Annotated in this window: 21 protein-coding genes and 1 tRNA gene; 12 read left to right on the plus strand and 10 right to left on the minus strand. The window is 43.1% G+C overall.

The genetic code is table 11. The features are described from left to right. Positions 1-10: 10 nt before the first annotated feature. The gene (locus DN53_RS06020; RefSeq protein WP_129653495.1) at positions 11-2,170 is read right to left on the minus strand and encodes a S9 family peptidase; all 2,160 of its coding nucleotides are present in this window, start codon (positions 2,168-2,170) and stop codon (positions 11-13) included. Between the two features lie 182 nt (positions 2,171-2,352). On the opposite strand from DN53_RS06020, the gene DN53_RS06025 reads away from it, so the two are divergent. The 7 genes from DN53_RS06025 to DN53_RS06055 all read left to right on the plus strand — a co-directional run bounded on the left by DN53_RS06025 (position 2,353) and on the right by DN53_RS06055 (position 11,955). Further along, positions 2,353-3,657 carry a hydroxymethylglutaryl-CoA reductase, degradative gene (locus DN53_RS06025; protein ID WP_129653496.1) on the plus strand — a complete coding sequence of 435 codons (1,305 nt, stop codon included), beginning with the start codon at positions 2,353-2,355 and terminating at the stop codon, positions 3,655-3,657. Continuing rightward, a complete protein-coding gene (locus tag DN53_RS06030) occupies positions 3,657-4,565 on the plus strand; it encodes a GYDIA family GHMP kinase (protein WP_129653497.1) in 909 nt (302 codons plus the stop codon). Before DN53_RS06025 ends, DN53_RS06030 begins: the two co-directional genes overlap by 1 nt. Before the next feature lie 26 nt (positions 4,566-4,591). Further along, on the plus strand, positions 4,592-5,323 hold the full coding sequence (gene bla, locus DN53_RS06035) for a subclass B1 metallo-beta-lactamase (RefSeq protein ID WP_129653498.1): 732 nt from the start codon (positions 4,592-4,594) through the stop codon (positions 5,321-5,323). 171 nt (positions 5,324-5,494) lie between these two features. After that, a complete protein-coding gene (locus DN53_RS06040) occupies positions 5,495-6,196 on the plus strand; it encodes a helix-turn-helix domain-containing protein (RefSeq protein ID WP_129653499.1) in 702 nt (233 codons plus the stop codon). A gap of 275 nt (positions 6,197-6,471) precedes the next feature. Beyond that, positions 6,472-9,699: a SusC/RagA family TonB-linked outer membrane protein gene (locus DN53_RS06045; protein ID WP_129653500.1), complete on the plus strand. Its 3,228-nt coding sequence runs from the start codon at positions 6,472-6,474 to the stop codon at positions 9,697-9,699. Between the two features lie 12 nt (positions 9,700-9,711). After that, the gene (locus DN53_RS06050) at positions 9,712-11,190 is read left to right on the plus strand and encodes a RagB/SusD family nutrient uptake outer membrane protein (RefSeq protein WP_129653501.1); all 1,479 of its coding nucleotides are present in this window, start codon (positions 9,712-9,714) and stop codon (positions 11,188-11,190) included. Between the two features lie 186 nt (positions 11,191-11,376). Next, positions 11,377-11,955, plus strand: a complete 579-nt coding sequence (locus tag DN53_RS06055) for a hypothetical protein (RefSeq protein WP_129653502.1) — start codon at positions 11,377-11,379, stop codon at positions 11,953-11,955. A 54-nt stretch (positions 11,956-12,009) separates the two neighbouring features. On the opposite strand, the gene DN53_RS06060 is transcribed toward DN53_RS06055, so the two are convergent. The 7 genes from DN53_RS06060 to DN53_RS06090 form a co-directional block, all read right to left on the minus strand. Next, positions 12,010-14,133 (minus strand): peptidylprolyl isomerase, encoded by a 2,124-nt coding sequence (locus DN53_RS06060; RefSeq protein ID WP_129653503.1) that lies wholly within the window; start codon positions 14,131-14,133, stop codon positions 12,010-12,012. An 84-nt stretch (positions 14,134-14,217) separates the two neighbouring features. Next, on the minus strand, positions 14,218-15,507 hold the full coding sequence (locus DN53_RS06065) for a hemolysin family protein (protein WP_129653504.1): 1,290 nt from the start codon (positions 15,505-15,507) through the stop codon (positions 14,218-14,220). Positions 15,508-15,509: 2 nt separating this feature from the next. Then, a complete protein-coding gene (locus DN53_RS06070) occupies positions 15,510-15,713 on the minus strand; it encodes a hypothetical protein (RefSeq protein WP_129653505.1) in 204 nt (67 codons plus the stop codon). A gap of 2 nt (positions 15,714-15,715) precedes the next feature. After that, positions 15,716-16,327, minus strand: coding sequence for an LPS export ABC transporter periplasmic protein LptC (gene lptC / locus DN53_RS06075; RefSeq protein WP_129653506.1), 612 nt, complete (start codon positions 16,325-16,327; stop codon positions 15,716-15,718). A gap of 1 nt (position 16,328) precedes the next feature. After that, complete coding sequence (locus DN53_RS06080; RefSeq protein WP_129653507.1) at positions 16,329-17,699, minus strand: hypothetical protein; 1,371 nt, start codon at positions 17,697-17,699, stop codon at positions 16,329-16,331. 101 nt (positions 17,700-17,800) lie between these two features. Then, positions 17,801-19,066 (minus strand): BamG family beta-barrel-assembly machinery protein, encoded by a 1,266-nt coding sequence (locus DN53_RS06085; protein WP_129653508.1) that lies wholly within the window; start codon positions 19,064-19,066, stop codon positions 17,801-17,803. After that, a complete protein-coding gene (locus DN53_RS06090; protein WP_129653509.1) occupies positions 19,067-19,795 on the minus strand; it encodes a type III pantothenate kinase in 729 nt (242 codons plus the stop codon). A 99-nt stretch (positions 19,796-19,894) separates the two neighbouring features. On the opposite strand from DN53_RS06090, the gene DN53_RS06095 reads away from it, so the two are divergent. From DN53_RS06095 to DN53_RS06110, 4 genes are all read left to right on the plus strand, one after another. Then, a tRNA-Phe gene (locus DN53_RS06095) sits at positions 19,895-19,967 on the plus strand. A gap of 567 nt (positions 19,968-20,534) precedes the next feature. Then, the gene (locus DN53_RS06100; RefSeq protein ID WP_129653510.1) at positions 20,535-20,729 is read left to right on the plus strand and encodes a small ribosomal subunit protein bS21; all 195 of its coding nucleotides are present in this window, start codon (positions 20,535-20,537) and stop codon (positions 20,727-20,729) included. Positions 20,730-20,733: 4 nt separating this feature from the next. Then, positions 20,734-21,468: an NYN domain-containing protein gene (locus tag DN53_RS06105; RefSeq protein WP_129653511.1), complete on the plus strand. Its 735-nt coding sequence runs from the start codon at positions 20,734-20,736 to the stop codon at positions 21,466-21,468. A 17-nt stretch (positions 21,469-21,485) separates the two neighbouring features. Further along, complete coding sequence (locus DN53_RS06110; protein WP_129653512.1) at positions 21,486-22,352, plus strand: sigma-70 family RNA polymerase sigma factor; 867 nt, start codon at positions 21,486-21,488, stop codon at positions 22,350-22,352. 129 nt (positions 22,353-22,481) lie between these two features. Here DN53_RS06110 and DN53_RS06115 read toward each other — a convergent pair whose 3' ends face one another. Together DN53_RS06115 and DN53_RS06120 are read right to left on the minus strand one after the other, a co-directional pair. After that, positions 22,482-23,003, minus strand: coding sequence for a nuclear transport factor 2 family protein (locus DN53_RS06115; protein ID WP_129653513.1), 522 nt, complete (start codon positions 23,001-23,003; stop codon positions 22,482-22,484). A gap of 162 nt (positions 23,004-23,165) precedes the next feature. After that, positions 23,166-23,402, minus strand: a complete 237-nt coding sequence (locus tag DN53_RS06120; RefSeq protein WP_129653514.1) for a helix-turn-helix domain-containing protein — start codon at positions 23,400-23,402, stop codon at positions 23,166-23,168. A gap of 62 nt (positions 23,403-23,464) precedes the next feature. On the opposite strand from DN53_RS06120, the gene DN53_RS06125 reads away from it, so the two are divergent. Then, complete coding sequence (locus DN53_RS06125) at positions 23,465-23,938, plus strand: hypothetical protein (protein ID WP_129653515.1); 474 nt, start codon at positions 23,465-23,467, stop codon at positions 23,936-23,938. Positions 23,939-23,943: the final 5 nt, after the last annotated feature.

Genomic DNA, 23,943 nt, shown 5'->3' on the forward strand with positions numbered 1-23,943 from the left:
TTACGTTTGGTTACAAATTTTCCTTGATGAAATTGGTCATTTTGGTGTACAGGTGCAATCGGGTATTTCCTCCATGGATGCCATGGTTTTTATCGGGGTAAATGGCCCAATCAAAAGGTTTGTTGGCCTGTACCAAGGCTTCTATCATTCGCATGGTGTTTTGCACGTGTACATTGTCATCCCCGGAGCCATGCACCAATAAATATTTCCCTTTCAACAATTCTGGATAATTGAATGGGGAATTATCGTCGTAGCCGGTTGGGTTTTCCTGCGGGGTCTGCATATAACGTTCGGTGTAAATGGTATCGTAGAAACGCCACGAAGTTACCGGGGCCACGGCAATCGCCATTTCAAATACATCATTGCCCTTTAAGATACAGTTGGTAGACATGAATCCACCATAACTCCAGCCCCAAATCCCAGTTCTATTCGCATCGATATAGGGGAGCTCGCTCAATTTTTTGGCCGCTGCAATTTGGTCTTCCACCTCATATTTACCAAGCTCCTTTTGGGTAATCTTTTTAAAATCACTCCCTTTTAGGCCAGTACCTCTTCCATCCACACAGGCCACAATATACCCTTCACTGGCCAACATTTGATGCCAATAATCCTTATCGCGCAACCATCTATTGGCAACTTCTTGGGAACCTGGACCACTGTATTGGAACATGAACAAGGGGTATTTTTTATTCGGGTCAAAGTCGGCTGGTTTTATCATCCACATGTTCAGGTCATTTCCATTGATATTGATGGTGGAAAATTCCTTTGGGGCGATTTCGTAACCCTCAAGTTTGTCCCCAAGTTTTGAATTGTCCTTGATGGCCTTCACCAATTTTCCGTCGGATGCGGTATGAAGCGTAAATTCATAAGGCGTTTCGGAACTGGAAAACGTATTGATGAAATAGGTGAAATCCGTACTAAAGGCCGCAGCATTTGTTCCTTCTTTGGTGCTCAGTCTTTTCTTTTTCTTTCCCTTGCTCGAGATACTGTACACATCCCGGTTAATGGAACCGTTCTCCACGGATTGATAGTAGATCTTATCCTTGGCCCCATCGTATCCATAATACCGGGTCACCTCCCAAGGTCCCTCGGTTATACGGTTCTTCAGCTTGCCATCCTTATGGTGCAGGTACAGATGGTTATATCCATCCCCTTCACTGGTCCAAATAAAACTATCATTTGGTAAAAAAGTAAGGTCATCATCGATATCCACATAAGCTTTGTCCTTTTCTTCCAACAAAATGGCAACTGAGTTGTCCTTGGCGTTCACATCGAGTAGCTTGAGGTCGTTTTGGTGTCGGTTGAGGGTCTGTACGCTCAAGTGATCGGGACTGTTCATCCACTTGATCCGGGGAATATAGTAGGGATTGCCCAAATCCACTTTGGATATGGAACCTGACGTTACATCCAGCATGTGCAAGGTTACTGTGGAATTGCTCTCTCCCGCCTTGGGGTATTTAAATTCGTAAGGAAAAGGATAGAGTCCCTGACCATAAATATCCATGGAAAACGTGGGGACTTCGGTTTCATCAAACCGTAAAAAGGCAATCTTGGAACCATCACTGTTCCACTCAAAGGCACGGACAAAGGCAAATTCCTCTTCATATACCCAATCCGTCACCCCATTGATGATGGTTCCTTTGTTCCCATCCGTGGTTATTTGTTGTACCGTCTTGGACGCTACATTGAATATATATAGGTTGTTGTTATCCACATAGGCCACTTGGGATCCATCCGGAGACAACATGGGCTCTTGAATTTTGGTATCGCTGACCTTCGTCAAACTTTTGGTGGCGATATCGTACACATAATAAATTCCCAATGTTGACCTCCTAAAAATGGGCTCCATCTCCGTGGCCAACAAAATTTTTGATTCATCCTCACTAAAAGCATACGACGTAAAGAAGGGAACCGCACCTCCCGAAGTCACTATGGCTTCTACCTTTTGCAAGGTTTCATAATCATATTTATCCAAACTACTGGTCCAGGGAGAACGCATAAAATTCAATATGGTGTACTGTTTTCCATTTTTCATGGAACGGAGTACATCCATTTGCTCAGTCCTAAATTCACCTCCCCAAATTTCTTCGAGGGTGATTTTTTTCTTTTGGGCAGTTGAAAAAGTCAAAAATCCTAAAAGGGACAGGATCAGGAGGAACTGTTTATTCATGTGAAGAAAAAATTATTTAAAACCGTCAAGTTTACTAATATTTATCGGAAAAATAAACTTAAATGTTGCATTTGCAACAAGAATTGATTTCCCCAAAAAGCCCTTTTTAGACCATCCCCAGTACAATCTGGATATCGACAAAGTACAATTATCTTTATATTTGAACCCTTTAACCAAACACTATGGACACCCCTGTTGAAGGTTTTTCCAAACGCTCCAAGGCCGAAAAGATAGCCTATATTGCCGAGCACTTCACCAAAGACCCCAAAGCCTCCAAAAAATTACTGGAGCAGTATTGGAATCCGGACCCTGCGGTCCAGAAGCTGCATGACGAGTTCATAGAGAACACCATTTCCAATTATTACCTCCCTTTTGCCATAGCACCCAATTTTTTGATCAACGAAAAACTGTACGTCATTCCCATGGCCATTGAGGAAAGTTCCGTAGTGGCCGCTGCCAGCAAGGCCGCCAAATTCTGGTTGGACCGGGGCGGGTTCAAGGCCAAAGTCATTGACACTGAAAAGGTAGGGCAGGTACATTTTATATATAGAGGAGATGCACAAAAACTCCAACACTTTTTTGAGGCGTTAAAACAGAAGCTCATCCAGAGTGTGTCTTCCATTACCCAAAACATGGAAAAACGTGGCGGGGGTATCAAGAACATAGAATTACGGGACCTCAACGATAAAATAGAAGGCTACCATCAATTGCATTGTACGTTTGAGACCTTGGATGCCATGGGGGCCAACTTCATCAATTCGTGTTTGGAGCAGTTTGCCAAGACCCTGAAAGATGAAGCAGCTTCGTATGCCAACTTCACCCCAGAGGAACAGCAGATTGAAGTGGTGATGAGCATTCTTTCCAACTACGTGCCACATTGCTTGGTCCGGGCCGAAGTAAGCTGCCCCGTAGCCCAGTTTGAAGAGGGCGGGATATCCGCGGAAAAATTTGTGCAGGCCGTGAACATCGCCAAGGTAGAACCGTACCGTGCCGTGACCCATAACAAAGGAATTATGAACGGGGTGGACGCTGTGGTTTTGGCCACAGGAAACGATTTTAGGGCCGTGGAAGCCGGGGTACATGCCTATGCTTCCAAAGATGGGCAATATTCCAGCCTTACCCATGCTTCCATCAAAGATGGAACCTTTACCTTTTGGATTGAGCTGCCCTTGGCATTGGGCACTGTAGGCGGACTTACCTCCTTGCACCCCTTGGTAAAACTGGGACTGGAAATCCTCCAAAACCCGACAGCCAAAGAACTGATGCAGATTGTGGCCGTTGCCGGATTGGCACAGAATTTTGCCGCACTGCGATCACTGGTCACTACGGGCATCCAAAAAGGGCATATGAAAATGCACTTGATGAACATGCTCAACCAAATGGGGGCCTCAGAAAGTGAAAAACAACAATTGGTCCAGTATTTCAAGGACCGAACCGTGACCAATGCTTCGGTAAAAGAAGCGTTGGAAAAGATACAGTCTCAATAATGCAGACCAAATTCCATAGCAATGGCAAGTTGTTGCTCTCGGGCGAGTACGCCATTTTGGATGGGGCCTTGGGTCTGGCCGTCCCTACCCAATATGGTCAATCCCTGGAAGTATTGGCTACAGAAACAGGTCTGCTGGAATGGAACAGTTATAATGAAAAAGGCGAAATCTGGTTTCAGGCGGTGTTGGGTTTGGATGGTTTTAAAACCATTTCCGCTTCAGACGGGAAAATTGCAACAACCTTGACGGCCCTACTCAATGAAGTTAGGACACAGAACCCTGATTTTTTATCGACAAGTAAAGGAGCACAAGTGAACACAAAACTTGATTTTCCAAGGTCTTGGGGGCTGGGCACTTCATCAACATTGATCAACAATATGGCACAATGGGCAAAAGTAGATGCCTATACATTGCTGCGGAATGCCTTTGGGGGTAGTGGGTATGATGTTGCTTGCGCCCAACACGATTTGCCCATCACCTACCAATTGAAAGATGGCAAACCGGTAATCAACGAAGTAGCCTTTGATCCCATTTTTAAGGAGTCCCTTTATTTTGTGCACCTCAACCAAAAGCAAAGCAGCAAAGAGGCCATTGCCAACTATAGGAAACAGCAATTCAACAAGAATGATTTGCTGGACAGCATTTCCACGATTACCCAAAAAATGGTCTCGGAAAACGATTTGACCAAATTTGAAGGCCTGATGGATGAACATGAGGCCATCCTATCCCATACGCTCCAAATCCCAACGGTAAAATCAAGACTCTTCCCGGATTACCCAAATGCCCTAAAAAGTCTGGGAGCTTGGGGCGGAGATTTTGTATTGGCCGTGGGAAATGAGAACACTTTGGATTATTTTAGGGGCAAAGGATTCCAAACGATTGTCCCTTTTTCCAAAATGGTATTGTGACCTACCCTTTCCTTAAAGACTCCATCATGAAGAGATTTCATCTATACGCTATTTTCTTTTTAGTCCTATTGGGCTGCACGTCGAAAAAAACTCCCATCCGATATGAAAGTGACCAACTTGTGGTAGAGCAACTGACCGAGCATACCTTTCAGCACATTACCTATCTGAATACCCAAGATTTTGGGAAAGTGGCCTGCAACGGTATGATTGTAATAGATCAGGGCGAAGCCATTATTTTTGACACCCCCAACACCGATGTGGAATCCGAAGAACTTATCCAATGGGTCGAAGAAGAACTGGGCTGTACAATAAAGGGAGTCGTTACCACCCATTTTCACACCGATTGTCTGGGAGGATTGCAAGCCTTTCACAAGAAAAACATTCCCTCATACGCTACTGAAAAAACCATAGAATTGGCCACTGCAAAGGGGCATCCCGTACCTCAAGTTGGATTTATCGGCACCAAAGAACTGAATCTTGGGGACAAAAAAGTAATCCTGGACTATGTGGGCGAAGGCCATACCCAGGACAACAGTATTGGTTATTTTCCCAGTGAAGAAGTACTGTTTGGCGGATGTTTGGTAAAATCACTGGGAGCAGGAAAAGGCAATCTGGAAGATGCCAATACAGCCGCGTGGCCGCAGACCATTCAGAACCTAAAATCCAAATATCCCAAGGCAAGTACCATTATTCCGGGGCATGGAAAACCCGGCAATGCCGACTTACTTGATTTTACCGCGGCTCTCTTTATGGATTAAACTTTTGTACTCCCGATACATTTTTACATAAAACCTCCCGTTTTGGCCATTTCGTGAACTCAAACAGGGTATCCGTCAATTGGCGACCATAAGATTGAAGGTTTTTTCACATCTTGGAATCGAATCCCCATACATAGCTGTTGCCCATTAATTCTATAAAAAGAAGCCGTTATGTTATTCTGGGAATATACCTTATTGTTGTTTTCGCTGCTGACCCTCTTGTTGGCCATGACACTCCTTCTGAAAGAACGGAAAAAAAAGTCCAAAAAGTTGTTCTTCCTATTCTTCTCCTTTGTACTCTACAATATTTTATTGACCCTTTACAGTTGGACCAAATTTAATGATGGGCTATTTGTACTTCTGAGTTATGTCCAATTCATCCCTTTGATGTTTTATACCATTATGATTTATGGTCATTTGAACGGAACCATTGATATTGCAAAAACCAAAGAAGAAAACTTATTTGCCAATCCAAGGAACAAATATGAAAAAACAGGCCTCTCCGAAACCTTTTCCTTGGAATTGAAACAGAAACTGGAGGAGATGATGGTCACCAAAAAACCCTATCTAAACCACGAACTAAGGTTGGATGACATTGCAGATTTACTTGATGTTTCCAGGCATCATGCCTCACAAGTCATCAACGCACATTTTAATATGGGGTTTTATGACTACATCAACGCCCACAGAATAGAAGAAGCAAAAAACAAGCTGTGTTCCTCTGGTTTTGAAACCTCTTCCCAATCCATCTCCGACATTGCCTACCTATGCGGTTTCAACAATAGGGTATCGTTCTACAAAGCCTTTAAAAAGTTTACCCACACCACCCCAACCGAATTTTTGGATGAAATGGTAATGAATGCCCATGGATGATACCCCTGTCCCATTTCCAATGCGCTTTTTTAATCTGGCATCTGTTAATGTTAATCTCCTTCGGCGACTTAGTAAAGGTTCTTAAACCTTAACAAGACCCCTGTTTTCTTTCATTTTTTTTGCTCGGCAATCTTCAGGGCGGGAGTACCAAAAACCTTCCCATACAACAACAGGTTTTGTTCTTACAAGTGTGCTGAATTAGCTTGATTTAAGATGATGTTCTATCTCCTGCTTTGATGGATTGCTCTAACTAACTATTAACTAAAAATTCTTTAATGAGAGCAAAAAAATGGATGATGCTAGTGCTGTTCATATGTACTTGTACCATAGCACTTGCACAGGAAAAAACGGTTACCGGAACGGTTACCGACCAAAATGGATTGCCCCTGCCCGGCGTTAATATTGTTGTTTCGGGAACCAATACAGGCACCCAAACCGACTTTGATGGGAACTATGCCATCAATGCCAGCCAAGGTAAAACCTTATTGTTCACCTATTTAGGGCAGCAAGATGTCCGTATGGCCGTTGGGGCCCGCAATGTCATCAATGTACAAATGCAGGAAGATGCCCAAGCTTTGGAGGAAGTGGTGGTGGTAGGTTATGGAACAACGACTAAACAAGCATTTGCCGGTACAGCATCAGTGGTAAAAGCTGAAGCTTTGGAAGTTAAATCCTTTTCAAATGTTTCCCAAGCATTGGCTGGTGAGGTTGCTGGTGTAACGGTAATCAATCAATCCGGACAGCCGGGTACGTCTTCAACCATACGAATCAGAGGATATGGATCAGTTAACGGAAACCGAGACCCCTTATATGTTGTGGATGGAGTGCCTTTTTCTGGAAGTATAAATTCCATTAACCCCGCCGATATTCAGAGTACAACAATCTTAAAGGATGCCACCGCCACCGCTATTTACGGTTCTCGTGGTGCCAATGGTGTAGTATTGATAACAACAAAATCTGGTTTGGCCAATGAATCCTTTGTTGAAATTGATGTCAAATCAGGATTCAATATGCAATTAATCCCAAGATATGATGTGATTACTTCACCCGAAGAATATGTGGGTTATGTCTGGGAAGGAATCTTCAACAGAGCATCTATTGAAGAAGACCCCGATCCAGTTGCCTTTGCGAATGCCAACCTATTTACGGATAATTATATTCCTACTGGCTATAACATGTGGAAGGCTGCAGATGGCGGAGAATTGATAGATCCCGTCACTAGGATGGTAAGGCCCGGGGTCGCTAGAAGGTATACTCCACAACGCTATGCAGACTTGGCTTTCGATGCTGCCATTAGGACCGAGACCAACTTAAGAATGGGCGGAGGCAATGACAAAAGCAAATATTTTACTTCCATAGGATATTTGGACGACAATGGATACGCCATCAACACAGGTTACAAAAGGTATACGGCAAGGCTCAATGCCGATTCCCAAGTGAAAAAATGGCTGAAAGTTGGTGTTAATGCAGGATATGCCTACTCAAAGAGCACCAACAACGGGCAAACCGTAGGTTCAGAAAACCTGTTCGAATTTGCGGATAAGATGGCGCCCATTTTTCCCGTATTTCTAAGGGATGATAACTATCAATTGGTTGAAGATCCCATTTTTGGAGGATACCAATATGATTATGGTAGTGCTTCCGGGTTCAGGTCTAGGCCCAATGCAGACCAACTGAATCCCATAGCATCAGCCCTGTACGATCATGTGGGAACGAACAGGCATGAAATAAATGGCAACTTTTCTGTTCATGTGAACTTGGCAAAAGGGTTGACCTTTGAAACCCGTTTTGGTTCCCAGTTCGCTACAGAACGATACAAGTCATTCTCCAACCCATTTTATGGTGGGGGTATCTCTACAGGCGGTGACCTATACCAAAGAGACAGGGATTTCTTAACGATTAACTTTTTGAAGCTCTTGCGCTATCAAAACGAGTTTAACGACCATTCCCTTGAGATTCTTGCAGCACATGAGAACAATCAGTACGAAATGCAGGAAACCATTGCCTCCAAAAGATTGGCGGTACATCCGCGAATTTTGGAACTGAACAACTTTGTGGTTTCACAAGGGCCTCCCTCTGGCTTTTCAGAAGGATACAGTATTGAGTCTTATTTTGGGCAGTTCAATTATGACTATGACAAAAAATATTTTTTGACCGCATCGGTGCGTAGGGACGGCTCTTCCCGGTTCATCAATGAAAAATGGGGAACATTTGGCTCCGTTGGTGCGGCCTGGGCCATCTCCAATGAGGATTTTATGTCCAACAGTGATTTCTTCAAGTTTTTAAAAATTAAGGCGTCTTATGGATTAACGGGTGACCAAGCTGTTGATGATGATTATTATGTGGCGTATGACACCTACAATATTGCCAACCTTAATGATCAAATCTCTCTTTCTATCAGGGACAATGGAAATCCAGAGCTTTCATGGGAGACGTCTAAAATGTTTCAGACTGGAATCGAATTCGGCCTTGGAAGGTTTTTGGACGGGGTTGTAGATTTTTATAGCAAGAAAACAGACAATCTGATCTTTTCAAGAAGGGTAGGACCTTCCCAAGGAATTGCCATTGTTACGGTAAACGATGGTGAGTTGTTAAACCAAGGACTTGAATTTGACCTTACCACACATATTTTCAACAAAGAAGATTTTAAATTGGATTTGTCCATCAATGGATCCCGAGTAAACAATGAAATCTTGACCATGCCCATTGAGCCATCAACCGGTGAGCCCAGAATCTTGGACACTTCCGCTGCCCCATACGGATATTCCAAAGGAAGTTCCATATATGACTTCTACATTCGAGAATGGGCCGGGGTAGATCCAGAAGACGGCGTTGGAATGTACTACCAATATTTCAATGATGCCAATGGAAACGGCACCTTAGATGATGGTGAGGACAGCATTGACGACATGCTTGCCTATTTGGATGAAAATCCTGAGGCCAACGTTGAGCGCCAGACTACAAAGACATATGCAGATGCTACTCAAAAATATGTTGATAAATCGGGTATCCCAGATTTAATGGGTGCTTTTAGATTGGCAGCACAAATAAAAAATTTGGATTTTTCCGCTCAATTCACATATAGCATTGGAGGATGGGCCATGGACAACCAATACTCCGAACTGATGAGCGACAACTTTGGCGCCGCTTCGACAAATTTTCACAAAGATATTTCCCAACGATGGCAAAACCCAGGTGATGAAACAGATGTTCCCCGTTTGGATGATGCTACAGGCCAAGACCAAAGGGTGAATACCACCCGCTGGCTCATCAGTACTGACTATTTAGCCTTCAACAATGCTAAAGTTGGGTATACATTTCCCAAAAAAGAAATTGAAAGAATGGGATTGAAAAATGTCAACATTTGGGTATCTGGGGACAATTTGGCCATCAAAACTGCTAGACAGGGCTTCAACCCATCTGTTAGGGAGGATGGTAGCTCACAAAGAAGGATTTATGCGCCTTTGACTACGGTAACCATGGGTGTTAGAGTTAAATTTTAGAATAAAAACGTTATGAAACATATATATAAACTTTCAGCTTTAGTCTTGTTCGTTGTGTCCGTAGGATGTACCAAAGACTATTTGAACGAAACCCCTTCAGAATTTTTGACACAAGAACAGGTTGGGGAAGCAGCCACATTTAATCCTGCTGTAATCGAAGGAACCATTTCCGGTATTTATTCCACAATGTTCGAGACCGGGACCGGAGGGACAACCGGGCATGATGACTTTGGACATAAGGGGTATGATATTTATAGCGACTTCCTCTCCGGGGATATGGCGCTCTCGGTAAGTACTTATGGATGGTACAGGGCCGATATTACGGAGTTCCAAGCAACCCAAGACTTTACCAGAACCAGAAATTATATCGTATGGAGATATTATTATAGAATCATTAGATCAACCAACTTGGTGATAGATGCGTTGGGTGGCAATGATTTTATCCCTGAACTGGAAGAGAATAAATACTTGATGGGTCAAGCCAAAGCCATCCGTGCACATTCCTATTTCTATTTGACCCAATATTTTGCCAATTCTTATGAACCAACTGCTGAGATTTTACCCATTTACGATAGTGCTGATGACCTGAACGGGCCAAAAGTGATCACTTCGGAAATCTATGCATTAATGGAAAAAGACCTCAATGAAGCCATATCTCTCATGGACAATTTTTCCAGAACCTCGAAAAGTCAAGTGGATAAATCCGTGGCACAAGGTATTTTGGCCTATGTATTGGCATCAAAAGGAGATAGCCATCAACAAGTAATGGAGCTCACCGAGGATATCATCAATAATGGCGGGTATACCCTAATGGATGAGACCGAAGTCTTGGGCGGTTTCAACGATTTAAATACCCCTGGCTGGATGTGGGGTGTAGACTTGACCGTTGACAATGGTCTTGGTTTGATTTCATGGTGGGGGCAAATGGACCGCTATACCTACAGTTATGCTTGGGCAGGAGATGCCAAGGCAATAGATGCAGGGCTCTACGACGCCATTCCTGTGGACGACGTCCGCAAAGGACAGTTTGCTGAGCCATTGGGTGAATATCAAGACCTAATGCCCTTGAACAAGTTCTATGCCCCGGATAAAATTATTGGGGGGCAAAGTAATATTACAACCGATTATATCTACATGAGAGTTGCCGAAATGTATTTATTGAATGCTGAGGCGGCTGCCAAATCCGGGGATATTGCAAAAGCCCAAATAATGTTGAAAGCATTGTTGGATAAGCGGGTACCCAATACGGCTTATGTGGATACTCTAACAAGTCAACAGCTTTTGGATGAAATATACCTTCAAACCCGTATTGAATTGTGGGGAGAGGGTAAGAGCTACCTATCACTCAAAAGGAATCAAGGCACCGTTTTTAGAGGGTCCAATCATCTTTCTTTTGTTGGTGAAGCCATCACATTTGATGATGAAAGGTTAACTTTTGAGATTCCGCAATCCGAAATCCAAAATAACCCTCATATATCAAGCCAAAACTAGTTTACTTAAAAAACATAACTGTCAATATCAAGCCCTACTATATTTGGTGGGGCTTTTTCTTGTTCAAAACAGTAAGAGTATTCCAAAGTGCTCATCCATAAACCCAAACCACTCATCCGTCAATTGGCACACCTAAAACATGGAAGTTTGTGCTAGGTTTAAATCAATAAACCAAAACCCAATACCATGTCACGGTTCAGTAAACTCTCTGTACTTTATCTCTTAATGGGACTGTTCATCTCCATTTTCAATGGATATTCCCAAGTGAGTGAAAGTGCTTCCGCAAGACTTGATCGGTTCCTAAAGGAAAATTCCAACATTACCTTTACGCCATTGGTGTCCGATGCCACCGAACAGATCTTAAGACACAAAGTATATTGTATTGCCTTGGAGACCACCAATATCTATGACGATTCCGGAAAGGACTTGGATGAGTTTATTGTAATTGATGATGGAACGGATGTACAAAGTTGTCAGAAGTTCAGGAAAAACACCTCCATGGATTTCTTTCTAGATCACCTCCATGAGGATTTTACCCTGACCTCTGCGACCGCTCCCCTATTTCAAGATCTTTTGGACATTCTATATCCCGTGGAGGGATGGAAACTGGACAAAAGGGAGTTCTTCTTCAAAGACGGGAAGTGGTACTTTCTACGTGATGCCTATATGAGATCTAAACAAGGTTTTGAAATACAGGTAGACGCCGAAGGAAAAATCACGGACATGCGCTACAAAATGAAATGGGATGTCCCGGACCGATTATAAAAAAGGCGCCCCGTTAAACGGGGCGCCTTTTTTTATAGGGTTCAAAACTGTGTCCTAGTAGAACACAGCTCTGTTGTCTTCAATTTCCGCCTTGTCTTTAAGGGCATTGTACACACCAGTATTAACACGGTTGGCGGCACTGGTTCGCAAACTGTTGGCATAGGTACTAAAGTTTTCCATGGCAGGGGCATCCTCTTTTTTGGTCACCTTTACCATATAAACCCCAGACTCTCCCTTAATCAATCCAGAGGTCTGGTCTTGGTTGAGGGCAAAAGCCGTCCCCACTACCAAAGGCTCTCTTCCCGCTCCGGCCAACGTGGGTGCTTTAAGGGTCACTGACGTAGCACTGCTCAAGCTAACGTTGTTATCGGAGGCTATGGCATCCATGGCCTTTCCTTGGTTGGCTGCCATAATCCTTTCTGCTTTCAGTTCCTTTCTGATTTCTGGCAAAGCCGTTGCCGAGGCATCTTCAGGGGTCATAAGACCTTTTTTGTACTTTTTGGTCAACTGTACCACGGCATAGCCGTTGTTGACATTAAAACGTCTGATATCGCCCACACTGGTCTCTTCGTTGAAGGCCCATTGTACAATACTACGTTGTGAGCCCAAACCAGGAAGGTTCTCATCCATTTCCTTGATCTTGTTCACAGGTCGTACCGTATAGCTACTTTCCCTCGCGATGTCCCCAAAGTTCTCTGGTTCGGCATCCAAAGCCGACATTTCAAACTTGGTGGCATTGGTAAATAGCGTATTGATCGTCTCTTCAGAAGGTTCTATTTCCCTGGACAGGGTGGCCACTCTAAGCACATCTTGCTTGTCATCCACTTTGATGATATGGAACCCAAACTGGGTCTCTACCAAACCAATGGTCCCAACAGGATTTCCAAAACAAAAATCATTGAACTCATCGGCCATTACACCTTCCTCAAAATACCCTAGGTCACCTCCTCTAGGTGCAGAAGGTCCGTCTGAATGTTCCCTTGCCAAAGAAGTGAAGATAGCGCCTTCTTTTTTTGCCTCTGCCAAAATCTCCTTGGCTTTGGCTTCCGCTTCTTCCTTGGTCCTTGTAATGCTTGGGTTGGCACGCTCGGCCCCTTCCCATGTAAATAGAATATGACTTGCCTTTACCGTTCCATTGGCCTTTCTGTCCATAACCTTGGAAACCTTAAAGAAATTCCCATCCTTGTAAGGACCATAGACCTCACCAACATTCATGGCCATAAGGGTATCTGCGGCAATAGCGGGCAGTTCGTTCTTCCTTTTATAAATCGTATCGTATTTGGTATCGGAATTCCTATCCAAGAAAGCAGCCATATCCGTGGTGCTCCTGAATCCGGGAATAGTATCCGTGGTGTCGTTATCTTCGTTGTATTCAACCGTATCGCCAAGTAGTGAAGTAATGGCTTCTTTTACGGCATTTTCATCTTCAGCGGATGGTTTTTCCTCAAAATAGATGAAACGCACATCCCGAGCCCTTTCTTGTTCGAACTCTTTTTGATGATTGCTGATGTATGCCTGAATCTCACTTTTGGAAACTTCAATGGTGCTGTCGGCAATGGAGGTATAAGGTACCCGAACATACTGGATATCCACCTTCTCGTTGGCCAATTTGTAATCGAATTCCCCTTCGGTAAGGGTGGCACCAACGCCCCCCTTGATCAGGTTAAAGTACAAACGCTCCTTGGCGGCTTCAATAATGGCCTGCTCATCTTGCAACCAAGCTTCGTAGCGTAGGGGATCGTTCACTTTCCAATCGGCAATGGCACTTTTAAAGACCTCCTCGTTGAAGATACCGTTCTCATCCAAGAAATCGGGAATCTGGGCATAGCCCGAGGTTTTTACAAACTCAATGATCTGGTCACTTTCCACATCAATGCCCAAATCCTCGAACTGTTGGTTCAGGATGGTTTTTCTCACTTCCCGGTCGTATACCGTGTTTACCAACTGGGTAGAGGAGAAATTGGGGCCAAATTGTCTAGAGGCGGTTTCCACCTGTCTTCTAAAATCATCAATGGAAATACTTTCTCCATTTACCTCAGCCACTGCGGAACCTACTTTGCCCCCTCCTGCAAAATTGTTGCTGGAAAAGACCCCAGATATTACAAAGGCGAACAACGCCAAACCAATGATCAAGATCAGTACGGTCGTCCGTTTTCTAATATTCTCTAATATTGCCATTTTACTGCTTGTTTTCTTTATTTACGGTGGGCGAAAATACCACTTTCTTTTCAAATAGGAAAGCTTAAAAAAGCGTGGAATTTATTAATCCTCAGTATGAACGCGCACCATGACCAAATCAATTTTGGTGTTGGACACCTCTAAAATGTGAAAAGTGAAATTTTCAATTTTCACCTCGGAGTCCTGTTCGGGAATCTCGCCCGTCTCGTTCATGATCAATCCACCCAATGTTTCGTACTCTTCTCCTTCGGGAAGTTCCAACTTATAATTCTCGTTGATGTAGTCCACTTCCAATCGCGCGGAAAACTTATAGACATTCTCACTGAGCTGCTCTTCGTGAAGGTCCGTACTATCATGTTCGTCCTCAATTTCACCGAACAATTCCTCTATAATATCCTCCACGGTGAGTATTCCAGCCGTACCGCCATATTCATCCAATACCACGGCCATACTCTTCCTTTTTTTGATGAGCACGTTCAAGATATCTTGGATGAGCATGGTCTCAGGGACAAACTCCACGGGCAACAGAATGCTCTTAATGGTCTTGGGCTTTTTAAAGAGCTCGTACGAATGCACATACCCTATGATCTCATCTATGTTTTCCTTGTAGACCAAAATCTTGGAATAGCCTGTTTCGGAGAACAATTTTGCAAGGTTCTTTGGGGTTTCACCAAGCTCAACAGCCGTGATTTCCGTTCTTGGCACCATGACTTCCCTTGCCTTGACCGTTGAAAATTCCAATGCATTCTGAAATATCTGGATCTCCGAATCCACCTCGTCCTCTTCCTCCACGGTCTCCATCTGCTCGGTAATGTAGTCCCCCAATTCCAATTTGGTGAAGGACAACTGCACCTCATCACCATCGGTCTTAAAAAACACCTTGAGGATAATGTCCGAAATCTTGATCACAAAGCTCGAAATAAACGAGAACAGCACATAAAAGACATAGGCCGGTACCGCAAAGAACTTCAACAAGGTGTTGGAATAAATCTGAAAGAGCACCTTGGGCAAAAACTCTGCGGTGAGCAAAATGATCAAGGTGGAAATCACGGTCTGTGACAGCAGGCTGAAATCCGTCAACAAGGCATTTAAAAAGTCAGAGGACGTGGGCAACAGGCTTTGGAACCAATTCATGAGCACATCACCCATAAAAAGTCCGTATACCACCAAGGCAATATTGTTTCCAATAAGCATGGTGGCAATAAACTTTGAAGGTTTATGGGTAAGCAAGGTCAATACTTTGGCCAAAAAGCCTTCTTGCTTTTTCTCAATTTCAATATGGATTTTGTTTGCGGAAATGAAAGCAATCTCCATTCCCGAAAAGAATGCTGAAAATAACAGCGACAGGGCTATTATGGTAAAAGAGAAGTCCAAAGCTATTGCTGATTGTCCTTTTGTCGTTGTTCAAAACGTTTGCGATATCTCCTCCTGAACAAAAACATGGCTATGGAGACTACCGCAAAGAAGATAAAGATATAGGTTTCCTGTTGGGCTACGCTCCAAAGGGTAATGATCTTATAGATGGATACCACGGCCACGGCCAAGTAGAGGTATTCGGTGTATCGTAAAATTCTTATCATGTCTACTCTTCTATTTCTTTTTCCTTGATGGTCATGAGACCATATGTTTTGTGGGCCTTGAAGAAACTAAAATCCCGATTGAAATCCATCCCTTCGCCATCCATTACGGTACCATCCTCGGGGTTGGTATAGGTAAAGGCTTCCTCGGTAAAGATCCAATTATTTTTTCTATCAAAAAACAATTGTGGCGTTTCCAGCTTCTTCCCATCATGGGTTTCAATGACCACATTGCCCTGTAAATCGTACAAATTGGTCTGCAAATACACAATTCCGTAATCTGCTGTGACCACACTTTTTTGGTTTTTATCATCAAAAAACTCCACCTGAAGTCCCTCTGGAAAGGTCTGGAACTTAAAGTTTTGATTGTCAAAATCCTCGGACAATGGGCTGGTCAGCACCGCAACGACTTTGGATTTGGCCGAATCCTGTGAGCTCATGGCCTCCACAGTCTCGGTATAGGTAAAGGTAAAGTTTTGGGCAACCCTTTGTGGAAAGACCGGCTTAATGGCCTCTTCCCCTACGCGTTCGTAGTTATCCTCACAGGACATAAAAAGGATTGCCACGGTAAAAACCGTGGCAAAACACTTTAAAATATTTTTGGATGTCTGTTTCACATTACAGATTAGGTACGGTAACACTACCTCCTACCCAGCAGCTGAACGTAATGGTCTTACCTGCCATTCCAGAACTAAAGATCATCTCTTTGGTTGGGGCTTTGGCATTGTAGCTGGCTGCAGTCTGACTAGCATGACCACTCAAAGAGGGATCTACCCTTCCAGCCTTTCTTGCCATATCAGCGGCCTTCCAATAGATGGCTCTTTTCTCGAATGCAGTGGTTCCACAATCGTTGGCACTACCTGCATATAGGTTGGCGATCAACAAATACGCTTTTCCATTGGCTGCATTGGCATCAATAGCTTTTAGGGCATAGCTCCTAGCTTGTGATTTACTGCTTCTGCGAACAATAGTGGCAATCTTGTATAGGATATTGGATTTTTTATATGAATCCGTTTCCAATTCCACCGCCTTGTTAAAGTCTGCGATAGCTCCTTTGTTGTCTCCCGACTTTTGCTTCAACACCCCACCATACATATAGGCATCGGCTGAAGGGTCAAGGGCCAACTGGGCCTCGAACAATTTTCGGAACATGGGGTCATCTGTACACTCTTTGGAGAACATTCTTCCCACGGCACGTTTCACCCATGTTACGTCTCCTTTCTTTTCCTCATAACTCTTTTCGTATAGAGGGATAAGGTTGTCACAGTCAGCCAAGGCTCCCAATTTGGAATCGATACTAGCTCCTACCTTTCCATAAGACTCTGAGTTTGTACTGGCCACTCTTAGCATTCTCTTCTCTTTGGAAGTAATGGTGTTTGCAGAATCCTTGGGAAGCAATTTGGTAACTACATCGGTCAACTTTTTGTTTTCCTCTTCTACCTTTTCGGTTACATCATCATAGGTATCAAAAACATCCTGAAGGTCTTTTTTACCAGAATCATGCAAGTTCACCAAAGCTGAGAAATATAGATATAGGGCTTTGGGGTTCTTGAAATTGTCACGATCTTCCTTAAAGGCTTTATCCAACATTTCGAACAATTGCTCATCGGATGCCATTTTGTTATCATACAGCAAAAGGGCCTTATCAATTTCAGTTACGGCTGTAGGGTAATTTTTTGGGAAATATTTTCCACTGTTATCATACAGGGACAACAATTCCTGGATGTACCCGTCCTTATCGGCCCCAGTAGAGTTGTCAATTTTGTGTGCCAAGATTTTCTCACCATAGGAGAAATTGGCTTTGTTGATGTCTGGGCAGCTTTCGTAAACCATTTTCCATGGTTCGTAAGCGGCATCATAGTTTTTTACTTTAGCGTGTTCTGCGTAAATGGAAAGATTGGTCATGCACTCGGGATTTTGTGCTTGAGCCATACTTAATCCCGTCGTCATAATGACCGCTATCATCGTTAAGTAGTGTTTCTTCTTCATCTTACTAATTTTAAAGTGGTTAAAGTACAAATTTTCATTAAAAAATCCTGTTAAAGGGACTTATATGGGTGGTTATTTATGAATTCTCTAAAAAAATGGTATCAATTTATTTTTCTCTTAACAAACCATCGGTCATTTAAGGATAACCCAACATTGACCTTAAAATAACTTTCTTCGATAAGGTTCGCATCCGTGGTTCCTCTTCTTCCCAGCTCAAAACCGAGGTTAAGATTGGAGAAGGAATTACCCAGCGGTAATCCAAGTCCAAAAGTTATGCCAAAGTTGTTTATCTCTTTATTGTTCACTACCAAGCCGCTTACATCGTATCGCAAACCTGCCCTATAGGTAACTCTTTTAAAATAGCTGGTGATGGAACGGTAGTCCGGAACAAAATACCCTCCGAAAGAATAGGTAGCGGCATCATTATAGGTTACATTCTCCAAGCCTAGGAAGGTGTTTTCAAAATCACCGAACTGCTGAAAACTGTACTCTCCCCCTAAAAACCATTTTTTATCCTCGCCAAAACCCAGACCTACCGTGGCACGGGTCGGTATTTTCAATTCGGTGTTCCTAAGGTTGTCCGCATCCAAATTAACATCCAACACTTCTATCTCCTCCCCTGTGACCAACGAGAACGACCCCAGCTTGGCCGAGTTCTTGGAAACGAGGTTGCCTTGTGTGCTCACCAAGACCGAAGTATATAAGGTATATTTATCTTTTATGGTGGGGGTATAGTTCAGGGCATATTTAAAATCGTACCCATTGATGCGGGACTCACGATCCTCCAAGGTTCCAAATTGCACATCTTCCACGCTTTGGATCCTCCTGTACTCGAGTGTACCAAAATTGTAGCTCGCCGTGACCCCAAGACTCAAGTTTTTTATCAACTCAAACCCAACTGAGGCATATATTCGGTTAAGGCCTCCATCCCCTGAGAAAACATTGGTAACGGAAGCACCCCCTGTGGTAGTCCTTTCATCCCTTAGGCTATATCCCACGGAAGAAAGTGGCATCAACCCAAAGCCCATACCCACATTTTTGGCCAATGGAAAACCAATGGACAAATAATCCAGGTTGGTCACAGAAGTGTTCTGTTGTTCGGACCAGTCCTTCAACCGGTACTCGGCATGGGAAATCCCCGCTGTATATGCAGTAAGTTTCAGCTTTGAATATGCTGCCGGATTGGTTAGGTTTATGTGGATACTGTCCCCATACATGCTAACTCCTCCCATCATTTGGTTATCTACCGTCCCATTGTTCCTTAGGTCACCTATTCCAAAGTATGAGTACGGTGATATTGTACCGTTTTGCGCAAAAATGCCATGGGCAACCACGCAAAAAAAAGCAATCAAAAATTTCCTAACCATCTAGCTTTTGTTGTATTCCAGCAAGTAATTTAGTCCCTCCAAGAGAAATTTAGGGTTCGCAAATATGGTGTTTTTTAGCCTTTTGGCAAAAAAATGGGAGTCACCGCCTGTTAAAATAACTGTTAAATGTTCAAAGCGGGCACCATACTGGTCTATTATGCCATCTACCTCCCGCGACACCCCATTGATCACCCCACTGTGCATGGAAGTCTGGGTAGAATTCCCTATAAAGTCCAAAACCTCCTCCGGTTCCAGCAAGGGCAATCCCGCGGTTTGCTCGTGCATGGCCCGGTAGCGCATCCGAACTCCCGGCGATATGGCCCCTCCCACATATTCCCCCACATTGTTCACCATATCATAGGTAATGCAGGTGCCGGCATCGATTACCAAAGTATTGCCCCTTGGGTTTTGATAAAAGGCCGCAGTGGCCAAGGCCAACCTGTCCACCCCAAGGGTGTGGGGCGTGGCGTAGCTGTTCTTAAAAGGCACCTTTGAGCTATTGGAAAGTACATGCACCTTACAGAACAGGGACAAAACATCATGTTCTTTTTTGTCCATTTTCCCTACGGAGCTGATCAATGCCTGACCAATTCTGGGGTATTGTTCAAAAAGCTCCTTGATCTGGGAAAGGAACAAGCCAGACTCCGAACTTTGGTCATGGAGTATCCTACCGTTTTCAAAAACAGCATATTTCACAAGGGTATTCCCAACATCGACGACCAAATTCATGACACAAAGATCGAGAATTGAAAAAAAACCACCGCCTTTTTCCAGATTTTGTTTGTAAATCCTAATTTTGAAATTATATTTGCACCCGCTTAACGGCATGGTACCTTAGCTCAGTTGGTAGAGCAACGGACTGAAAATCCGTGTGTCCCTGGTTCGATTCCTGGAGGTACCACAAAGTGGCAACTACAAAAAGCCCATCCAATTTGGATGGGCTTTTGTTTTGGAACAAAACGGAATCGAAGTTCATGCTGGAAAAAACATAGTTTTTTGGAGAAACAATAACCTAGAGCTTCTACCACAAAATCTCAACTTCATAATGGCGCCCAGGGTTTTGTTTATTGGTCGATAATCCAGTTAGCAGCTAAATCGGTTTACTATCAAAGCAAAAAGGAGAAGAAAAAGACCATTGACACACTTTCGAGGTCCGGTTAAGTTAAATAAATGACATTTAAGGATTTATTTCCGATTAAAATGTGTTCCTTTACTGCACGTTACAGACTTTGGACGAAGATAATACCAGTCCTTAAATAAAAAAGACAGCCCTCCTAACTTATATTCTCCATTACCCCCGAGGCCACTTCTTAATTATTTTTTACTAGTACCAATGTTTGGGTTTTGACGGCCTTTTTAGGCCAAAACCAAAGATTGCAATTGTCATCAGTTTCATTTCAAAATTCACGGTGGTCATTGTGGATACTTCCCCTCAAATGTCTGTATGGAATAGATAAAAACTTAATATATGTTGAAAATAAAAATAGTTCCAGGAGAGAATATAGAAAGAGCCCTGAAAAGGTACAAGCGCAAAGTAAAGAACACCCGACAGTTACAGCGGATAAGAGACAATCAAGAATTCACAAAGAAGTCCAAAATGAACAGGGAAAAGATTGCCAAGGCCAAATATCGGAACGAATACTTGAAAAAGATGGAGGAGTAATTTTATGGACAAAGATTTAAACCTTGCCGTTTTGATAGACGGCGACAATATACCTTCCAAGTATGTAAAGGAAATGTTGGAAGAAATTGCAAAGTACGGAAACCCGAGTGTCAAGAGAATATACGGTGATTGGACAAAGCCAAGTTTGGCAAAATGGAAAGATGTACTGCTTAAATACGCCATTACCCCCGTACAACAGTATGGTTATACCACAGGTAAAAATGCAACGGACAGTGCAATGATCATAGATGCCATGGATATTCTTTATTCAGGAAAGGTAGATGGGTTTTCATTGGTTTCAAGTGATAGCGACTTTACAAGATTGGCAATACGATTGAGGGAAGCGGGAATGACCGTCTTTGGAATTGGGGAAAGAAAGACCCCCAATCCATTCATTGTAGCTTGTGACAAGTTCATATACTTGGAGATTTTACAAAAGACCGATGCTGGAGCATCAGCCTCTTCATCAAAAGAAACCAAAACCAAAATCGATAGAGTTACCCCAAAGGTCATAAACCTGATCCTTGCCACCATTGCCGATGTCGAGGACGAGGACGGATGGGCATTTCTGGGGGAAGTGGGCGCTCTTTTACAGAAAAAGCAGCCCAATTTCGATGCAAGGAACTATGGTTTCAGAAAATTGATGCCATTGGTCAAATCCATAGATAAAATAGAGATAGGCCAAAGGAACAACCCAAAAGGCAATGGAAATCTTGTTTACGTGAGGGCCCTGTCCTAAGTCAAAGATAAACACATATGAGACCACTTACCATATCCAAGCAGTTGACAGACCGGGAAAGCCCGGCTCTATCCCGATATTTAAAAGATGTGAGCCGTATTCCCATGATCACTGAGGATGAGGAAGTAGGTTTGGCAATCCGTATCAGGAATGGGGATTCCCAGGCATTGGAAAAATTGGTGACGGCCAACCTTCGGTTTGTCATATCCGTGGCAAAACAATATCAACAAAGGGGAATGAGCCTACATGATCTCATCAATGAAGGCAACGTTGGATTGGTAAGGGCGGCAATGAAATTTGATGAGACCAGGGGATTCAAATTTATTTCTTATGCCGTATGGTGGATTCGTCAAGGGATATTACAGGCTTTGTCGGAAAACTCAAGAATGGTACGGTTGCCCCTTAACAAAATAAATGTGATCAATAAAATAAAAACGGTCACGGCTTATTTTGAACAGGTTCACCAAAGACCTCCCTTCGCCGAAGAAGTTTCCGAGATGACCGATATTACCTTGTCCGAAATCAAAGTCTGTATGAAACATTCGTCTTGGCCACTATCTATGGATCAGACCCTTAGACCAGAAGAAGGAAGCGCAACTCTTTATGACAGATTGACGTCGAGTGACCAGAACAATCCCGAGTCAAATCTAATTGAGGATTCTTTAAAGGAAGAAATAAGTGAATTATTGGAAATTCTCACACTCCGTGAGGCTTATATCATTAGGATGCTATTTGGAATTGGAACGGAAGAAGCCCTTTCAGTGCATCAGATTGCCTATGACCTGGACCTCACAACGGAAAGGGTGAGACAAATTAAAATAAGGGCACTGACCCGTTTAAAAAAATCTTCAAAATGTGATCTCCTGAAAGAGTATCTACAATAATCATAGCCCTACAAGCTATGGCTCCCTTCACTAACCACTTAACAAAGGCATTCTCAACTTATCGTTTATTTCAAGATGCCATATTGCTGGGGCGGGGCAATGAATTATAGCCAGTGTTGTAGCACGTTTTTATTCCTCCGTTTTGTTCAATGGTGAGTGATGTTCATGAACACACTTCCATCCATCTGCCGTCTTAACTAAAAGTAATGTCATTTGGTCCTTTACAATCGCATCAGTTTCTCCAAACCTGAAATGAAAATCGGTATGAAGGGTTACATTGGCCACATCACCAAATACTGCTATTTTCATATCATCATATTCAAATTTTACCACTTCGGTCACATTACTAAAAATTCCACGCTCATACTCTTCGTTTTCTTTATCACCATTTCTGCGCTCCCCATCTTTGAATTCAGTGAATTTTGGTCCGTAACCATGTCCAGCAATCAATTTGTCAACATTTCCATCCTTTATAGTCTGTTTTAATTCCTCCATCAAAGCCATAACTTCCGCTTTAGCTTCTGGGAATTCGTCATTCAATAAGTCTATTTTTACTTCCTCAACTTCGATCTTTGCTTCTTCTCTTTTTTTGCAACCAGTAATTATGGTTCCAAAAATCATAATCAATAGAAACGTCAATTTTGTTTTCATAATACTATATTTAATTGGTTAACAGTTGATTATGAAGTTAAGGATTTTTTTGGATGATGTGCGACAATGCACCACAACTTGTTTATATGGATGTAAAATACATCTATATAACCCCAAAATAAGCATAAATACCCTGATAATCAGCCTAGCTTATTTTCCAAATCAATCCTTAAACTCAAAAAGCTGTGCAATGTCTACTTCCAATGCCAGAGTCAAAGTCACCAATGTTTTTAAAGTTATATTGGTTCTTCCATTCTCTATTCTTGATATGGTAGTCTTATCATAATCACAAATAGAAGCTACATCCAATTGAGATAATTCCTTACCCTCTCTGACCTCTTTAATGCGTTGACCTAATTTCTTTTGGTAGGCGATTAATATTTCGTCGGTTATTGACATAGATGTCAATATTAGTTTCTATATTCGCTGAAAGGGTAAACACATATGTCAACTTTATAATCATGGAACATTCAGAATTTTTATCTAAAAACTGGCGGAAGCCAAATCCAAGCCCCCTACAAACCATTAATGATTTTCTCCACCAAAACTCCCCTGTCCCCTTGCACCTTAGCTTTGCCAGCTTGGAAATAGGCAACCACCAAAACGGGCAATTGCTGCAACGGGTACATAGGCCGCAGGGCCATGTGATCCTTCAGAAAACCGCACAAGAGGGCATGGCCCAAATAACGGTGCTGGACTATATGGTGTTTCCCTTCTCCTTTCAATTTGCCATGCCCCGTGCCCAAGGGCACCATGAGGGCCACATGCTGCAGCTGCCCCGCCCCCTGCACCAAGGCAGTTGGTACGTGGACCATGATAAACTGCAGCTCTCCTTTTTCATAGACCCCCCGGACCCTTTTCTACGGCTACAGGTTACCCACGTGTATCAAGGCATACTGGTGCGCAACCACTGCTGCGCCCCATGTTGCGGGTAAGCTGT

This window comes from Flagellimonas olearia (assembly GCF_004150225.1).
Classification (GTDB): domain Bacteria; phylum Bacteroidota; class Bacteroidia; order Flavobacteriales; family Flavobacteriaceae; genus Flagellimonas; species Flagellimonas olearia.

Bases quoted from the DNA above. Each gene is read 5' to 3' on its own strand.
- DN53_RS06100 (WP_129653510.1), top strand. From the start codon at position 20,535: ATGTTGAAAATAAAAATAGTTCCAGGAGAGAATATAGAAAGAGCCCTG.
- DN53_RS06050 (WP_129653501.1), top strand. From the start codon at position 9,712: ATGAAACATATATATAAACTTTCAGCTTTAGTCTTGTTCGTTGTGTCC.
- DN53_RS06060 (WP_129653503.1), bottom strand. From the start codon at position 14,133: ATGGCAATATTAGAGAATATTAGAAAACGGACGACCGTACTGATCTTG.
- DN53_RS06070 (WP_129653505.1), bottom strand. From the start codon at position 15,713: ATGATAAGAATTTTACGATACACCGAATACCTCTACTTGGCCGTGGCC.
- DN53_RS06125 (WP_129653515.1), top strand. From the start codon at position 23,465: ATGGAACATTCAGAATTTTTATCTAAAAACTGGCGGAAGCCAAATCCA.
- DN53_RS06040 (WP_129653499.1), top strand. From the start codon at position 5,495: ATGTTATTCTGGGAATATACCTTATTGTTGTTTTCGCTGCTGACCCTC.
- DN53_RS06045 (WP_129653500.1), top strand. From the start codon at position 6,472: ATGAGAGCAAAAAAATGGATGATGCTAGTGCTGTTCATATGTACTTGT.
- DN53_RS06120 (WP_129653514.1), bottom strand. From the start codon at position 23,402: ATGTCAATAACCGACGAAATATTAATCGCCTACCAAAAGAAATTAGGT.
- DN53_RS06030 (WP_129653497.1), top strand. From the start codon at position 3,657: ATGCAGACCAAATTCCATAGCAATGGCAAGTTGTTGCTCTCGGGCGAG.
- DN53_RS06110 (WP_129653512.1), top strand. From the start codon at position 21,486: ATGAGACCACTTACCATATCCAAGCAGTTGACAGACCGGGAAAGCCCG.
- DN53_RS06025 (WP_129653496.1), top strand. From the start codon at position 2,353: ATGGACACCCCTGTTGAAGGTTTTTCCAAACGCTCCAAGGCCGAAAAG.
- DN53_RS06080 (WP_129653507.1), bottom strand. From the start codon at position 17,699: ATGAAGAAGAAACACTACTTAACGATGATAGCGGTCATTATGACGACG.
- DN53_RS06020 (WP_129653495.1), bottom strand. From the start codon at position 2,170: ATGAATAAACAGTTCCTCCTGATCCTGTCCCTTTTAGGATTTTTGACT.
- DN53_RS06090 (WP_129653509.1), bottom strand. From the start codon at position 19,795: ATGAATTTGGTCGTCGATGTTGGGAATACCCTTGTGAAATATGCTGTT.
- DN53_RS06055 (WP_129653502.1), top strand. From the start codon at position 11,377: ATGTCACGGTTCAGTAAACTCTCTGTACTTTATCTCTTAATGGGACTG.
- DN53_RS06105 (WP_129653511.1), top strand. From the start codon at position 20,734: ATGGACAAAGATTTAAACCTTGCCGTTTTGATAGACGGCGACAATATA.
- DN53_RS06115 (WP_129653513.1), bottom strand. From the start codon at position 23,003: ATGAAAACAAAATTGACGTTTCTATTGATTATGATTTTTGGAACCATA.
- bla (WP_129653498.1), top strand. From the start codon at position 4,592: ATGAAGAGATTTCATCTATACGCTATTTTCTTTTTAGTCCTATTGGGC.
- DN53_RS06085 (WP_129653508.1), bottom strand. From the start codon at position 19,066: ATGGTTAGGAAATTTTTGATTGCTTTTTTTTGCGTGGTTGCCCATGGC.